Origin of the sequence: Rhodococcus sp. WMMA185 (assembly GCF_001767395.1) — a bacterium.
Lineage (GTDB): Bacteria > Actinomycetota > Actinomycetes > Mycobacteriales > Mycobacteriaceae > Rhodococcus_F.
Map to the genome: position 1 here is coordinate 2,670,483 of NZ_CP017014.1, position 16,235 is coordinate 2,686,717.

10 protein-coding genes are annotated in these 16,235 nt (G+C 64.6%); 5 read left to right on the forward strand and 5 right to left on the reverse strand.

Going from position 1 to position 16,235, the window contains the following annotated elements; all coding sequences use genetic code 11:
• Positions 1-96: 96 nt before the first annotated feature.
• Positions 97-1,290, forward strand: a complete 1,194-nt coding sequence (locus BFN03_RS11945) for an alpha/beta hydrolase family protein (protein ID WP_084385605.1) — start codon at positions 97-99, stop codon at positions 1,288-1,290.
• A gap of 103 nt (positions 1,291-1,393) precedes the next feature.
• Positions 1,394-1,840, forward strand: coding sequence for a hypothetical protein (locus BFN03_RS20450; RefSeq protein ID WP_070379178.1), 447 nt, complete (start codon positions 1,394-1,396; stop codon positions 1,838-1,840).
• An 804-nt stretch (positions 1,841-2,644) separates the two neighbouring features.
• Here the strand turns inward: BFN03_RS20450 and recD are convergent.
• The 4 genes from recD to BFN03_RS11975 form a co-directional block, all read right to left on the reverse strand.
• Positions 2,645-4,558 carry an exodeoxyribonuclease V subunit alpha gene (gene recD / locus BFN03_RS11960; protein ID WP_070379180.1) on the reverse strand — a complete coding sequence of 638 codons (1,914 nt, stop codon included), beginning with the start codon at positions 4,556-4,558 and terminating at the stop codon, positions 2,645-2,647.
• Positions 4,555-7,878: a UvrD-helicase domain-containing protein gene (locus BFN03_RS11965; protein WP_232320242.1), complete on the reverse strand. Its 3,324-nt coding sequence runs from the start codon at positions 7,876-7,878 to the stop codon at positions 4,555-4,557. The genes recD and BFN03_RS11965 overlap by 4 nt, the downstream gene beginning before the upstream one ends.
• On the reverse strand, positions 7,875-11,174 hold the full coding sequence (gene recC, locus BFN03_RS11970) for an exodeoxyribonuclease V subunit gamma (protein WP_070379182.1): 3,300 nt from the start codon (positions 11,172-11,174) through the stop codon (positions 7,875-7,877). Before recC ends, BFN03_RS11965 begins: the two co-directional genes overlap by 4 nt.
• Before the next feature lie 106 nt (positions 11,175-11,280).
• On the reverse strand, positions 11,281-12,378 hold the full coding sequence (locus tag BFN03_RS11975; RefSeq protein ID WP_070379183.1) for a GIY-YIG nuclease family protein: 1,098 nt from the start codon (positions 12,376-12,378) through the stop codon (positions 11,281-11,283).
• Positions 12,379-12,528: 150 nt separating this feature from the next.
• On the opposite strand from BFN03_RS11975, the gene BFN03_RS11980 reads away from it, so the two are divergent.
• On the forward strand, positions 12,529-13,038 hold the full coding sequence (locus BFN03_RS11980) for a hypothetical protein (RefSeq protein WP_084385772.1): 510 nt from the start codon (positions 12,529-12,531) through the stop codon (positions 13,036-13,038).
• A gap of 119 nt (positions 13,039-13,157) precedes the next feature.
• On the opposite strand, the gene BFN03_RS11985 is transcribed toward BFN03_RS11980, so the two are convergent.
• Positions 13,158-14,348 (reverse strand): hypothetical protein, encoded by a 1,191-nt coding sequence (locus tag BFN03_RS11985; protein ID WP_070380865.1) that lies wholly within the window; start codon positions 14,346-14,348, stop codon positions 13,158-13,160.
• Between the two features lie 162 nt (positions 14,349-14,510).
• On the opposite strand from BFN03_RS11985, the gene BFN03_RS11990 reads away from it, so the two are divergent.
• The gene (locus BFN03_RS11990; RefSeq protein ID WP_070379184.1) at positions 14,511-15,284 is read left to right on the forward strand and encodes a deoxyribonuclease IV; all 774 of its coding nucleotides are present in this window, start codon (positions 14,511-14,513) and stop codon (positions 15,282-15,284) included.
• Positions 15,285-15,354: 70 nt separating this feature from the next.
• A complete protein-coding gene (locus BFN03_RS11995; RefSeq protein ID WP_070380866.1) occupies positions 15,355-16,137 on the forward strand; it encodes an amino acid ABC transporter substrate-binding protein in 783 nt (260 codons plus the stop codon).
• Positions 16,138-16,235: the final 98 nt, after the last annotated feature.

Consider the following 16,235-nt stretch of genomic DNA (forward strand, 5'->3'; position numbering starts at 1 on the left):
CAACTGACGTTCGCTGGACGGTTCTCGAATATTACATAATTCTGGCGTCCGCTAGCAATACGTTACCCAACGAGCGAAGTGCCGTACCGTGCAGACATGAACGACTCGTCCCGCCACCTCGACATCATCTTCGCTCCAGGGTCCGTGGCACACCCCGGAACCGCGACAGAACTCGCGAGTAGGGCAGCAGACAAGCGCGGGTTGACCGCGCGGATGACGTTCGCTGCGGACACTACCGAGTTCTACGCCGCCGCTTCGGCAGCAGCGGACCGCGGTGAGTTCATCGTCAGTCCGGGAGCCGGGAACACGTTCTCCGCTCCCGAGTGCGGTGTCATTCGCCTCGATTTCGGGGATTGTCCGGAAGATCGCAGCGATCACACCCGGATGCACATTCGCGGCCGGGGACTCGAAGGTCTCCGCTATGCGGTCGACGGCTGGTACCACCACCGCTTTCACCCCGGGACGATCGTCCGATACGGCAGCCACCGGGATCAGCGATGTGAACTACGGATTCCCAACGGGAAGAGCCTCTTTCCTGTGGCAGTGCTGATTCACGGTGGGTATTGGCGAGCGCCTTGGGAACTTGATCTCATGGATGCGCTGGCAGTCGACCTGACGAATCGCGGTTACCTCACATGGAACGTCGAGTACCGGAGGTCCAAGGAGAACGGATGGGCGGCAATGACGTCCGACGTCGCCGACGCGCTGCAGGCCGTCTCAACCATTCCGGAGGCCGACCTCGAGCGTGTCGTCGTCCTCGGACATTCCGCGGGCGGGCAACTTGCCCTACGCGCCGCGGCCGACGCAGTTGCCGACACCGAAACCGCAACCGCAACAGTTCGACCCGCCCTCGCCGTGAGCCTGGCCGGAGTACTGGACCTACGCCTGGCGGACGAACGCGGGCTCGGTGGAGGCGCCGTGTCGAATGCGGTCGGTGGCCGCTGGCCCGACGACCGCGCAACGTACGAGCAGTCGTCACCAATCGACCGACTACCGCTCCAAATACCCCAACTCGTGGCCTGTGGCACGCAGGATGAGCCGGACCTGCTCGAAATCAGCAGGGAATTCGTCGCTGCCGCTGCCGAAACTACCGATAACGTCCAATTGATTGAAGGACCCGGAAATCACTTTTCCGTCATCGATCCGGAAAGTGAAATTTGGGGGAATATCGCCGACGCTATCGACGCGATTTTCGGCCGAGTCTCCGACTCTCAAAAAACGCCAGAATCCGTTAGCAATGGCAGTCATTCAGCCTCGTCATCAGCCCAGACGCTGCGCTCAGAGACCTAAGTCACACAACGCTGCTACCATCGTTACAGGCAGGATTGAAGTCATGAAGCGATACCGCGAGAGGTATGCACTTTCTGCCCCACCCCCCAAAGCGAGGTAGCAAATGAAGACCCGACGGTTGGTTCTCAGCGTCATCGGAGGTGCCGCGATTTCGATGGTCGCAGCGCCGGTGGCGCAGGCGGACACGCATTTTGATTTCCTTCCACCGGAAATTTCCAACAGCATTCCGGCCGAGTGGACGGATGCCCTGAATATGACGCCCCCGGCGGCACCTGACGTTGCCCCCTTGGAGCACCAGGTTCAGGACAACCCTATCGGGCCGGTAGGGCCTCAGGACTACCAGCCATACCACGGAAACCCCGAGAGCCACGTCCCACCGGAGGCTGGACCTGACCACGGAGCTCCGTTCCTGGCACCTGAAATCGGGCCGTTCGGCGGGATGTTCGGAGGACCGTTCCTCGAGCCCGGCATCTTTGGCGGCTTCGGCGAAGGCTTCGGATTCGGTCCCGGCTTCGGTGGATTCGGCCTCGGCCCCTTCGGAATCTTCTGAGCCAGCAGTACGTGTCTGCGTCCCAGGCCTGACACCAGGCCTGCTCAGTTGTCCATGGGCGCTCGCCGACCGCAGTTGATGTCTCGGCGATCGGCAGCCGGTCAAGGCATGCTCGTTGTTCGGCGGGCGCCCCCATGGACAAGTCTCTTCCATTCGCTAGCAGTGACACCGATGCACTCGTAACACTTCACGCTTGCTGAACTCGTCAATAATCATGTGGCGATCGAAGCGTGAGCGTGCGCCCCTCGATCGAGAAACGAGTAACACAGCCATCGGCCGCATCGCGACCAGGCCATATCACGGCTCGTGGGTCCTGCTTCACAGTCGGCGCAATGATCTCGCCGACAACCAGTGCCGCGGGGCTACACCGCGGATGGACGTTTCGCTGCTCTGCGGAAGTCCAGAATGAGGTAACAGATGAATATTCGACGGCTAGTTGTCAGCACCCTCGGATGTACCGCGATGTCGGTGGCCACGATTCCGGCGGCGCAGGCTTCCACCAACGTCAACGCTCCTCTCGGAGTCGACAGCTCGATTTCGACCATGGTCTCGGATCCCGCCGTCCCGCCTCCACCGCAGAATTATCAGGAGTTCTTCCCCTGGGATGTTCCTGGACCGCAGGGATTCCACCCCGGTCCCGAAATCCGGCCACAGGAATCGCACCCGGGACCTGCACTCCGACCACACCAAACTCTCCCTGGCAGGCAACACGCCCCTGCGCCGCATCTCGGACGCTGATACTCCGCAAACCCACCACATCTCGTGTCGCGTCGACCCTCCGTCGGCGCGGGAAGGGCTCGTCTCTCAGCGTCGGCCTCGGTCGCCCTCATGCGGTGTCGGTTTCTCGCCGACCGGCAAGATCGCCCTCGCCAGTCCGCTCGCCCGCAGCGCCCGTGTGCGCACCGCCGCACGCACCGATTCCTCGGTCCCGATGATTCGTACGTGCGCTTGCGCGCGTGTGATCGCCGTGTAGAACAACTCGCGGGTCAGCAGCAACGACTTCGCCTCCGGCAGCACCACCGATACCGTGTCGTACTGGCTACCCTGGCTGCGGTGAACGGTCATGGCATATGCCGTCTGCACCGCGGGTAACTGTGTCGGGTGTAGCTCGAACGGTTGGTCACCGCGCTCGAAGACGGCAACAAGCTTTCCATCACCGCGCCGCACAATCACCCCGGTGTCGCCGTTGTAGATCCGGGTCTCGTGATCGTTGGCCGTCACCAGAAGCGGCTGACCCGGATACCAGAGATCCGGATTGAGCCTGTGCCCCAATGTTTCTCCGCACCACTCGATCGCCCTGCGCGACCACCGCTGCACGCCGTACTCCCCCTCCCGATGCGCGCACAACAGTCGGTGCTTCGCCGACTCCTCCAACGCCACTTTGGCACGACCACTCTCAGCCGCGTCCGTGACCGCCTTGGCCAGTTCTGTCACATCCGATTTCAGCGCATCCAGATCTTCAGGCTGATGGAATGACACCGCCGAATCCCCACTGCGCAGAATCTGCATCACTCGGTCTTCATCCGAGTTATTCACCGCAGCAGCCAGTTCTGCAATTGTCTCGTCGAATCGACGCCCTCGGCTCAGCCGTATGACTCCCCGACTGAGTTGGTCTCGCTCGTCGTCATTCAAGGCGACTTCGCGAGGACCATCCGATGCTTCGAGATCCTTGCCGACGACCCTGCCAAGCACCGGATTCCGCGCTGCGGGCACGGGCCGCTCCACCAAGTCAGCGAGCACAGCGCCGGCGTCGACGGACGCCAATTGATGCTGATCACCCACGAGTACCAACTGCGTATCCGGTCGCAGGGCCTCGAGAAGGCGGCACATCATCGTCAGTGACACCATCGACGTTTCGTCGACCACGATCACGTCGTACGGCAAATGGTTGGTCGCGTTGTAGCGGAACCGGGTGGCCGCCCCGCGCTGCCAGCCCAGCAGCCGATGCAGCGTCATTGCCGTCAGGTCATCCGGCAACCCGACTGTGCTGGACTGTTCGCGCACCGATTCCTGCAACCGGGCGGCGGCCTTGCCGGTGGGTGCGGCGAGCGCGATCCGTTTCTGCCCCGGTTGCCGCCTCAATAGGGCCAGCACCCGAGCAACCGTGTGAGTCTTGCCTGTTCCGGGCCCACCCACCACCACTGACGTCCAGTGTGTGGCGGCGACGGCAGCCGCGATTCGTTGCCGATCCGGTGCAGGTGACGGCAACGTGGCGTCACCCTGATCGCGGAACAACTCGGCCAGCCCCTCGCGTAGCGACTCTTCGTCGACGTCGGGATGTCCGAGGGCTCGCTGATCCAGAATGCGCCGGATGGTGGACTCCTGCCGGAAATAGCGGTCTAGATAGAGCAGCCCACCCTTATCGGTGTCGACGAGACGCAATGGACGCAGCGGCCCCGCCTGCCCACCCGTCACCAGAGGGCTGCGCCGAAGCGCGGCGACCACTGCCTCGTCGGCCGGCCACGGCAGCTTCTCCACATCCGTGCCGGACTGCTCGTCCACCTTCACATCGCGAATCCGTGTCAGGTCGAGACATACCGATCCGGCCCGCACCGCGCGAACTACGAGCGCAGTTGCCAGCGCCACGTCCTCCGAGCTCTCACCACCGAGTGCGCACAACCGCAGGGCAACGTGCACGTCCGCGGCGACGAGCACACCTGCCTCATTGAACTCCCGCAGCACGCCTTTACCCCGTTGAGCCACTTTCACGTCGATCACGGCGCCCCCTTCTGGTGAGAGACCGCACCGGACAGCAGATCGGACAGTTCGGTGATCAGCGCGGCCGGAGGAGACCAGTCGAAAACACCGCAGCCGGTTGGGGTCTCGGCTCCGACCATTCCACGCACGAACAGATACTGCACCCCTCCAAGGTGCTCCGCGGGATCGTAGCCCGGTTGCCGCCAACGAAGATAGCGATGCAGCGCAACGGAATACAGCAGCGCTTGAAGCGGGTAGTGTGCTCTGAGCATTTCCGCGGCCATTGCCTCGCGTGTGTAGTGCGCCGTGGTGAGTTCGTCGCCCTCCGCGAGTTTGTTCGTCTTGTAATCGACCACGACGTATCGCGGTCCGGGAAGCCGCAGCACGGCGTCGATACTGCCCGTGAGGTAGCCGCGCAGCTCGGTCGATTCGAGATCCTGCACGGCCTGGGCATACGGCTGCAGTGGATCTTCGGATGGCAGATGCCTGCCCAACAGAATTCCGATCTCGCCGAGCGTCACCGTGGGTGAAGGGGTGTCACCGCCTACCAGCGGAAGCTCGAATTCGAGCTCCGCCAGCCGGTCTGTAGTTGCGATGTCGGCCAATGTCCGATCGGTCCCAGGGCCGAGAGGAGTTCGCAGAACCGGCAGCAGGGCCTCTGCGAGGTGTTCGGGATCGGCCTCCGACAGCACGGACGCGGTGACGGTCCGGCAGCGCTCGACGACCTCCGCTTCCAGATCACTCGCTGAGGTGTCGATGACCTCCAAAACCGCGTGGACGAGCGTGCCGAACGCCGCACCACCCGCAAACCCGTTCATCGTCGACGGCACACCGGCGACGTCGTCCGTAGGCACCGACAGCGGTGGCTCAGCCGGCTCATCTGCCTTTTCTTCGACCTCGGCTTCGCTGCCTACCGAGGAAGCCTCGTGAGCGGAGGCGGTCAACGCCGAATACGAGGTGCGACGCCAGCGCAGGTCGAGCTTGCGCTCGAAACTGGCGGCCTTCAGTTCTTCACTGGGCCCGCGTTCCGGTGCCCACTGCGTCCCGTCGATCGGTTCGGAGCCGACAGCCTCGACTCTCACCGCCTCGGGCCCAGTCCGTCCCCAGGCCGCCAGTCGCTCCGCGACCACGGGATCCTCCGGAACACCCACCCTCTGCGGGACATCTCGGCTGCCGGGCTGTCGACCGAAGATCATCCGGTGCAGCGGCGCTCCCGACGTGGTGATCGCCGGCGCCCACCACACCACCAGTCCGCACATTGCGCGGGTGAGCGCAACATACAGCAGCCTCAGCTCCTCCCCCGCCTCCTCCTCGTCGTGACGCCTCCTGCGTTCGGAGTAGCCGGCGCCATCGGCTCCACCCACGTCGAGAATTCGCCTACCGCGGTCATCGTGGAGTAGGAGCTTGCTTGGCTTCGAAGCCTTGGCGGCGTCCCAGGCATAGGGCAGATAGACGAGCGGGAACTCCAGCCCTTTGCTGGCATGGACGGTCCCGATCTGCACCGCCGCGGCGTCACTGTCGAGGCGTCGGCTGCGGTCCACGCCTCCCGAGGACGGATCCTTGATGCGTTCGGTGAGCCAACGGGAAAGGGCAGTCAGGCCGAGCGACTCCTCGACTGCGGCAGCGTTGAGCAGTTCGGCAACGTGCCGGAGATCGGTCAATACCCGCTCACCCGCCGCAGTACCAAGCAGTCTCTCTTCCAGCGTGCCGGCCCCAGGTAGACGCTCGAACAGTGCCGCAAAACCTGACCGCACGAATACCGAACCGAGTTCGCGCAGACTCGCACCGATTTCGGCGACGATGTCGCCGCTTCCACTATCAGCGAGTTCCTCGGGCCTGCGTCCCAGCAATGGGGTCAGCGCGGCCAGTCGCACCCGGTCGGAACGGTGTGGCTGCTCGATGGCCTGCAAGATCCAGAGCCAGTGCTGCGCAGCCGGTGTCGTGAAGACACTGGCCCCTCCCGCGAGCACCGACGGTACGCCCAGACGAGTGAGGGCGTCGTATACAAGGGCGGTCTGTGCGTTGGTGCGCACCAGGACCGCGATATCACCGGGCTCCACGAGGCGGGTTTCACCCGAGATATCGATCGTCGCGCCTGCACCGAGCAGCCTGACGATGTCGGCGGCAAGGTCGGCGGCCACTCGCTCCCGGAGAGGGCCCACCGCAGGGTATCCCGACTTGTTGAGCGGACCGGCCCCGGTTCGCGGCAGATAGCGCACCCGCAAGGGCGCACTACCCGCGAGTCGGGATTTCTGTCGATCATCGGGCGCATCGACCTCGTGCACCACTATCCCGGGATGCCCTAGCGCGGCACCGCCGTACAGGTAGTCGAGGCCGCCGAGTAACTCCTGATCGCTGCGCCAGTTGGTGCCCAACTCGTGGTGATGGTCGGCAGACTTGACAGCCTCCAGGTAGCTGAGCACCTCGGCGCCGCGGAACGCGTATATCGCCTGCTTCGGGTCACCGACGAGCACCAGTGTTCTCTGCCCGTGAAAAGTGAGTCGCAAGATGTCCCACTGCAGGGGGTCGGTGTCCTGGAACTCGTCGACGAGCACCGCCCTGTAGCGCTCACGCACACGCCGGCACGCCTCTTCGCCGTGCTCGGGGTCGGCGAGCACACGATGCAGGAGCATCGGCAGATCATCGAAGTCACGCAGGCCCACGGCCCGTTTGCGACGCTCGACCTCGGCTCGGACCGCTTCGGCGAATGCCACACGAGCCCCCGCCGAGGTGCCGTGTGCATCCTCGGGAGCGAGTACGGCCTGTGGGTCGAAGATGGCTGCCCGTGCCGCCTCGGTAGCCTCTGCCAGGGTGAAGGGTGCGACGTCGACGCGGCTGTAGGCCCGGAGATAGAGGTCGTCGATTACCTCCATGACGAGATCATCGGCGGCCTCGACGAGTACGGCATCAGGATCGCGCTCACCCGCCGTACCGAGTCCGTCGAGCACGCGCTGGCAGAAGCTGTGGGTGGTGACGATCGTGGCGGCATCGAAGTCCGACTGTGCCTGTAGCAGGCGGTGCCGACGACGGGAAACCTCCTCCGCATCGGCGTCCGCGAGATGCCGGATCAGCTCGTCGGAACACACTCTCGCCTTTGCCGGATCACCCAATGCCACTGCGGCAGAAACGAATCGATCACGGGTCCGCTCACGCAACTCGTGTGTTGCAGCCCGGCTGAAAGTGATCAGCAGAAGTTGCGACAGGTCGATGCCGGCCTCGGCAACGAAGCGAAGGGCCAAGCCGACGATTGCGAACGTCTTGCCGGTCCCGGCACTGGCCTCGAGTACCGTCGTTCCATCCGGTAGCGGACCGAGGAGGTCGAAGCCTCGCGTGCCGCTCACGGCTGCGCCAATCTCTCGGCGGCGAGCAGCGATTCCCACAGCTTCCTGGCGTAGTCTTCGATCGTCGCCGAATCGCCGAGAACGCCGATACTCGGCGACGACCCGTACACGTACGTGATGTGCCGGTCGTGTGAATCGCCGAAATCCCGTCTCCATTCCATTCGTGCGGCCTCGATTGCATCTTCCACGCTGCTCCCGCCGTACCGCCGCTCGGCGTACACAGCGGAAGCGCCAGTGGCGATAGGTAGTGGCGCACACAGTCCCGAATCGCGCAGTTCAACCAGTCGCACCAATTCCTCCAACGCGTTCTCGGGCGCAGTCAACGTCGATCGCCACGCCGGACGTCGGTAGGCACCCCGCCCCGTGGTCACGGCCGTCCAGCGTCTACCTTCCCACGCACCTCGTTCCCCCGGTGCCCCCGAGCCGGAAGCCGCGACCGCCAGCAACTGCACCCACGCGGTGAGGCGATGCTTCGGCCCCAATCTGGAGAACATGGTGTTCGCGATCACTGATCCGTGCACGCCCCCGACGGTTCCGGTAAGGCGGCGACCGGAGCCGAGGTCGATGTCCACATCGATCGTCTCGGCCCTACCGCGATGAACCGGTGCACTCACCGCGACGAGCGGCTCCACCGCGTGCTCGATGTCTTCGAGGACCGATTTCCCCAGTTCGAATGGCGGCAACGTGCCACGGCGCCATTCCGCAGCACAGAAATCAGCGGGACTGGTACCCGCCAGCCGCGCGGCAAGCATCCTCTGGCCGATATCCCAACGCGTCAACGTGTCGAGCGCGACGTCGAGCCCGTCAGCGATGTCCTCGTCCAACTCGGGAATCCGCAGTCTGAGCCCCTGGCGAAGAAAGGCCTGCGTGGGGTGCACCAGAAAGGCAATGAGATCGGCAAGGGGAACCTCCTCGCCGGGAGGCGGCCGCAAGGGTGTCGACAGGAATGCCGATTCCGGAACGGGCGGGTGCTGCGCCGCCCGAGCGCCTGCAAGCGCGGACCGATCGAAACTGAACGGGTCGCCGCGGCGGAAGTTACGTTCGTCGAACGGCTGCAACGGATGCCGGATCACGATGTCGCGAACGGCGTCGTCTCCGGCGGTCATCGCCACCGTGTCGAGTAATTCGGACAGCGGAATCGCCGGCGGCCGGGGCATACCCGTCACCGGATCGGCCCCCGTATAGAACACGAGCAACTTCTCGCCTGCCGACATGATCGCGTCGAGCAAGAGTTGCCGGTCTTCGCTCCGCGGATCACGCTCGCCGAGTAGTGGATTGCGGGCGAGTACGTCGTCGCCATCCACGCTCACGCCTCGCGGAAACACTTCGTCGTCGAGTCCGAGGAGAATCACGACACGATGCGGCACCGACCGCATCGGCACCATCGTGCACACAGTCAGCTCCCCGGTACGAAAATTGGCTCGGGTGGGTCGGCCCGCAAAAAGCTCGGCCAGCATGACCCGTACGTCAGCCAGGCGCAGGACGGCCTCGCCGCCGTGTTCCATCGCAGCCCCGAGCTCGCGCCGCGCCTGCGTGAGCTGCCAGGAATCACGATCGCTGACCGCCACCAGAAGATCCAGCGCCCGGGCCAGGGCATTCGACCAATCCGCGACAGATTGTGAGCCGCGCAGCCCCCACAGCGCGACGTCGAGTCGATCGATGAACTCGGCGAATCTTCCCGCGAGTTCGATGTCGTTGCTGTCGACGTCGTCGAACGGCAATGCCAGAGAGAGCCATGTGCCCTCCGACTCGTCGGCGGCGGCACCGAGAAGGAGTCGGTCGAGGGCAGTGGTGAACGTATTCTGCGGGAAATCCCCGAGTCCGAACGCAGCACGTTGGCGCAATCCGATCCCCCAGCGCGCACCCGCCGCGCTCGCCCATTCCCGGATGCGTTCGAGATCATCGTCCGTGAAGCGGAACTGTCGGCGTATGGGCGTGGTCGCCGTCAGATCGAGAACCTGACTTGCCGTGACCCGCCCATCCGCCAGATCGAGGAGAGACGAGACCACCGCAAGTACCGGATTAGTTTGGTGCAGAGCACGATCCGCAAGCCGAACCCGCATTCCGTGCCCGGGGTGCCCGGAGTCTTCGAGCAAGCTCTGACCGAACGCTGCCGCAATGAGCGGCGCGTAGGACTCGACATCCGGGCACATGACGAGAACGTCGCGCGGCTGGAGGTCGGGATGGTCCTGAAACAGGTGCAGTAGGCATTCGCGCATGACTTCCACTTGGCGGGCCTGACCGTGGCAGGCGTGCACGCGGATCGAGTCGTCGGTGCAATCGACCGGTGCCGGCGCCCTATCGGCGATGATGTCCGACTGCAGCCGGCGCAGAAGGGTGGTCGGCTCGAGCGACACGGCGTGATGCACGTCGTCGGCGTCGAGGCGGGTCAGCCTCGCTTCGAGTTCGCGGACGTCACGACCGAGGCTCGACAGCAACGGGTGGTCGACAACAAGCGAGGTCCGGTCGTCGGTGCGTGTGGATGTGGTCGTAGGTTCCTCCCTCAGAGCCCTCCACATCGCGGGACTCGGGTGCGGAAGCCACAGGTGCACATCACGATTCGCCGCGAGCGCAGACAGGACCGCGATCTGTGCGGTTGTGAGCCGCGTCGGACCGAACACCGAGAGTCTGTCGGGGAGATCGACACGGTGCGGTTCCGCGCGAAGCACGTCACATGCCGATACGAGGCGTTCGGCGGGGCTGGAGCTGCCGATCCGCTCACCGAGTCGCCGCCACAGTTCGGCTTGCCAGAGAAGGTCGTCGTCGAGGGGTCCGCCCGTCCCGTCGGTATCGCGCCCGTGTGCCCAGTCGACCAGCATTGCCGGCCGCTCGGTGCCGTAGCTCCGGAACAGCTCGGTCAAGTGAGCTGCAGTAGCGTAGCGACGGCCCACGCGATGATGGTCCCGCTCGTGCTCCGAGAGGCCGTGGCCGAGATGTTTCGCGAGTACGGCGCACCACTGTTCACCAAGGCTGGCATCGATGACCTCGAGCAGTGTCCAGCGCGCACGGGACGGATTCCAGGGGTCGTCGTCCGCCGACAGGCCCGTTGCCGCCGCAAGTGCCTCGTCGACCAATCGGGCCGGTGATGGAAAGTCGATGTTCGCGGCGATGCCGTCACCCTCGTCTGGTCTGGCCCCGAGCGAGGCCGAGAGCCGCTGCGTCAGCCAGCGCTCCACACCTTTCGCGGGGACCGCGACGACCTCACGGGCAAATGCATCGGACAGCGGTGTTGCGAGCACACGGCCGAGTTCCGAGGCGAGAGTGGTAGAACTCTCCGCGCGATGCAGTACGAGCACCAGACCTCCCCTTGATCCCCGAATCCGACCGGCTCAGGTGTACCACAAGCCACCGACTCGTACGGCCCATTGATTCGCGCACCAATACTCAGTGCGTACCCTCGGGTCAGCGGCCGGGGCGGGCGTGAGTGAGATGAGGGACCCAGCCGTGTGTCGGCCACTTGCTCAGCCCTACCTGCGCTGAGGCAATCCGCTTGTTCACGAACTGGGTTTCCAACTCGGGATCGGACTCTCCGGTGAAACGCCAGAGTGCGGTGTCGCCGGGTCGGGCGACCGAAGACCATGAATTGGCCCGATAGGCGGCGCGGACGATGTTGTCTGCGAACACGATTACCGGGATGTCTTCGGTGTTGCGGACGGCGCTGCCTGCCTCCCATGGGCCGCGGGAGAGTTCGTAGACCTCCTCCGATGTCACTCCACGCCGCGACGTCTCGGGCACCTCGAGCACCACGCAGGGCGTCGGCAGTTTCGGCACGGGCTCGGCCTCGTATTGCAATACCAGGTCGTCGATGGGTATCGCCCGATGCTTTCGTGCCCCGCTTGCGACGTTGGCGACTACGGACCCCTCCATCAGCCCCAAAGCTCCGATCAGTCCGTCTTGCACCGCGTCCGCGATGCGACCGGAGTCGGGGACCCGGTGTGCAACGACATAGTGCTCGACCTCGAGGCCGGAGTCGTATATCTGTCGGATGCGGGCGATTGTGGCCGCCCTCACCTCGGCGCCGTCGGGCTCGGAATCCTCGAGCGTCTGGCGGTGCTCGTTCTCCGCCAACGCCTCCCACACGTATCCGTACACCCGGTTGCCGCGCCCGGTACCTACATAGAAGACGGACCTGCTGCGCGGATCGACGAGCGCATACACATAGGTGCCGAGCTCCTCAGCGACCCGTTTCGAGAACGGCTGAGGTGCGTGGCGGGTCTGATACACCTCCTTGAGAATCAGCCTCAGGGCCGCAAGCTTCAGGGCCACCGGGACGCCACCGTCGATACCGTCGAACAGCGCTGTAGCCGCACCCTGGACCGACGAGAACGTATGCCCGATGTGTCTCTGGAGCGACTTCGTCACATCCGCGAACTGCGCGATTCGCACCAGCGGGTCGGGTGAGGCGTTGTCCAGGTCGTTGGACGCAAGAAAGTTCTGGACCTCGGCATTGTCGAGCCAGCGAGATGTGATGTCGATCGGAATCGTCCAGACGGTAGCCATGTCACTACAGTAGGGGAACGATGGGCGAACATGGTCCCATCGATCCGCACCAGTAGTGCACAGATCGCGTCCACCCATGCGGGTGCGATCTATGCACTGCGTCCGCGGATCGACGAAGTCGGAGAATCCCGAGAAAAAGAGGTAATTGAGTTGACTACCCGCAAGACGACTGTGGCCGCCGTGGCGATCGCTGCTGCTCTGACGCTGGCCGCATGTGGTTCCGACGATTCGAACGACGCGAGCCCGACCACGACCACCGCGGCCGCGACCACCACGACCGAGACCGTGGCCGCACCCCCGCTGCCCACCGCTGCCGAGCTCAACGCTCTGCTGATGAAGGGCCTCGACCCGGCGACTCCGCTCGACGAGAAGATCGCCATGGTGCAGGGGTCGGAGCAGGACCCCAACCTCTTCGACCAGGTCGCCGCTGCTGCGCAGCAGGCCGGGGCTCAGGTCGAGGTTCTGGACCCGGTGATCGACAACGGTGACGGCGGTGCCACCGCACAGCTGCAGTTGACGATCAACGGAGACGTGCAGCCGAACACTCTGCCCGCCAACTTCGTGCCCGGAGACGACGGGACGTGGAAGCTGTCGACGGAGACGGCGTGCGCCATCGTTGCGATTGCGCAGCTGACCTCCCCCGCCTGCCCGCCGGCCTGATTCGGCATCTGACGCAGTCACTGTCCGCGGCCAACTCGCCTAGAACCAGTCCGAGCCCTTCGGTGCGCCGGTCTGCAGTTCGACGGTCGAGTTGGCCGCGGCCGCATCTGAGCCGCCTATCAGGATTGGCCAGACGACCACGATGTGAGTTCGGCAATGTCCCCGTACAGCGCGGACTGATAGGCGATCATCATCTCTTCCACACCGTCGAACTGGTCCCCCACATAGTGTGTGTTCTCAGCGGACAGCTCACGGTCGCCGGACCGCGCGATGAGATCGTCGATGCGATCGTCTAGGCTCGCGGCTTTGTTGACTGCCAGCACAGATCGCAGTTGCACCTCCGCACGCGAGAGCAAGTCACCGATCCGGGCCAGAGCTGCAACTCGTTCTACCAACTGATCCCACACAGAGTGCAGCGCGCTCTGCCGCCCCCTGATCTGCTTGAGCCCGCTCTCGGAGCTGGTGGCGCGTAACGCCTCGTCGAGTTCACCCATGATTCCGCGCAGGTCGACTGTGTCGAGGGCGATCTGAGTCAGTTCTTCGGCAAGATCGAGTTGGCTCCGCTGGACCTCGAAGTGGCCCGAGTGCCACAAGGGGGAACTGTCGATCTGATCGAAGAGCGTCCCCGCCAGGTACAACAGCGTGTCGTAGCGGTCGGTGAACTTGTCCTCGGCAACCTTGTCTGGGTCGTGGACGGCGCCGCGGCCGATGGCGTCTGCCGCCCGGCGCCCCATTGCCGCCATCGGGGTCTTCTCAGCTGCTTGGCTCAACCGTCTCGCGACAGTACCCCGTGCGAAGTCTCCGACGCGCCCGAGAGGCGCCCCGGTAGTGGGTGCCGGCGTTCGTTGCAAGGCCTCGAACAAGGCCTCGCGTTGACCCAAGTCGAGGTGGACACCCAACCGCCGGTCCCTGCGCATCGCCCAGACACCGTTCCCGTAGTGCGCCGTCGAAGTCACCACCGCGGACCGATACGACTCCAGTTTCCTGCCCAACTCGGTCGCGCGGTGCTTGTAGTACAGCTGCCCCGGCCGGGACCGCACAGTGTCGCTTCGACGAACAGCCTGGTGGTATTCGTCAACGAGCAGGCGCAATGCTCCGAATCCCCCGATCGAAGGGATGGTCCGGCCTGCCCGACGTCGGTTGGTGAGAATCTGCCGGGTGGGGGCATCGAGGTATCCCGCGGCGATGAGTACGGCAGCCGCGTCCGACAGTAGATCGTGGGAACCGTCGATCGCGGCATGCTCGCACCAACGGCGGACCTCGACCGAGATGCGGGCGCGGCGCTCCTCGTGCTGGGCGCTCTCCGACATCGAACCTCCTGGCAGCTCGCTGATCACTACTGTCTCAAAAATCCTTCTTCCCCGCAGCCACGCCACCGGCTCCTCCGGTGGCACGCGGGCCGGCTCACCCAGCCTTGCCCGACCGTCCTGGAAGCAGCGTGGCCTCGATCACCCCCACCTACCCTGGATGACATGCGCATAGGAGTACACGCCCGGCAGGACGGGGATCCGATCGGATACGGCGAGCAACTCGGCGCCGACGTCGTGCAGATGTTTCTCACCGATCCGCAGAAGTGGAACAAGCCAGAACCACATCCTCGCACCGAGGAGATCCGCAACAGCCCCATCGACGCCGTCGTGCACTCGTCATACGTGATCAACGTCGCGAGCCTCAACAACCGGCTCCGGATTCCCTCGCGCAAAGCCGTGGCCCAGCAGGCCGAGGCCGCCGCCGACATCGGCGCGTTGGGACTGGTCGTCCACGGCGGGCACGTCCGCGAAGGCGAGGATACGAACGAGGGGATCATGAACTGGCGCAAACTCTTCGAACGCCAGGCGGACCAAGGAGGATTCCCCGTCCCGATCCTCATCGAGAACACTGCCGGCGGCGACTTCGCGATGGCGCGACACTTCGACGCCCTAGACCGGTTGTGGCAGCAGGTCGGCGACTTCGGTGCTGGATTCTGCCTCGACACCTGCCATGCCTGGGCGGGCGGAGAAGATCTGGTCGGTGTGGCCGAACGCGTCAAAGCGATCACCGGGCGCATCGACCTGGTGCACCTGAACAACTCCCGCGACGACTTCGGCTCCGCACGCGACCGGCACGCAAATCTCGCGAGCGGGACCATCGACCCCGAACTGCTCGTGGAAGTCGCGCGGACCGCCGACGCTCCCGTGGTCCTCGAAACCCCGGAAGAGGGGCTCGCCGAAGACCTCGCCTACCTGCACGACGCCATGGGCAGATGACAACTCGATCGGAAGCTCCGCCCATTGCAAACACGAAAGTGAGCTGATCTGCCTCGTGAGGAGCGGACTCGTGCAACGCACGCTTCCAGCGGCAGCGATCGCCGTCCTCGTCGCGCTGGCCGCCTGCAGCAACCCCGATTCGGGTCCTGGCATCGACCAGGTACGCGCGTCGGGAGTGCTGCGAGTCGGCACCGAGGGTACGTACACGCCGTTCAGCTACCAGGGCGCCGATGGTCAACTGACCGGGTACGACGTGGACGTCGCCCGTGCAATCGGCGACAAACTCGGCGTCTCCGTCGAGTTCACCCAGAGCCCCTGGGACTCGCTCTTCGCCGGACTCGAAGCCGGACGATACGACCTCGTGGCCAACCAGGTGGCAGTCAGCGCCGAACGCGCCCAGCGGTATGACCTGTCGATACCGTACACATTCTCCGAGGGAGTCATCATCACCCGCGCGGACGACACCTCGATCACGTCGGTTGCAGGTCTCGACGGCAAGACCGCGGCACAGGCGGCGACGTGCAATTGGGCGCAGGTCGCGAGAGATGCGGGTGCCAACGTCGAAATCGTCTCAGGTTTCGTGCAGGCCATCATGCTGCTCAAAGACGGCCGCGTAGACGCCCACGTCAACGACAACCTCGTGATCGACGAATACGAGAATCGGACCGGAGACACAGGCCTGAGAATGGCTGCTTACACCGGTGACACCAGCGAGCAGGCCTTCGCCGCCCGCAAGGACAGCGGGTTGATTCCCGACGCCGACCGGGCGCTCGAAGAGCTGCGGGCCGACGGAACACTCGCCCAGATTTCGGAGAAATACTTCGGCACCGACGTCTCGTCGCCGACCAACTGAGTCGGTACACGAGTGCGAGCCGCATCGAGAGATCGATTTGCGGCGCGGCCTCTCTGTCTCCGACCACTACATTGGTCGAGTACGGTGGGCTCGTCTGG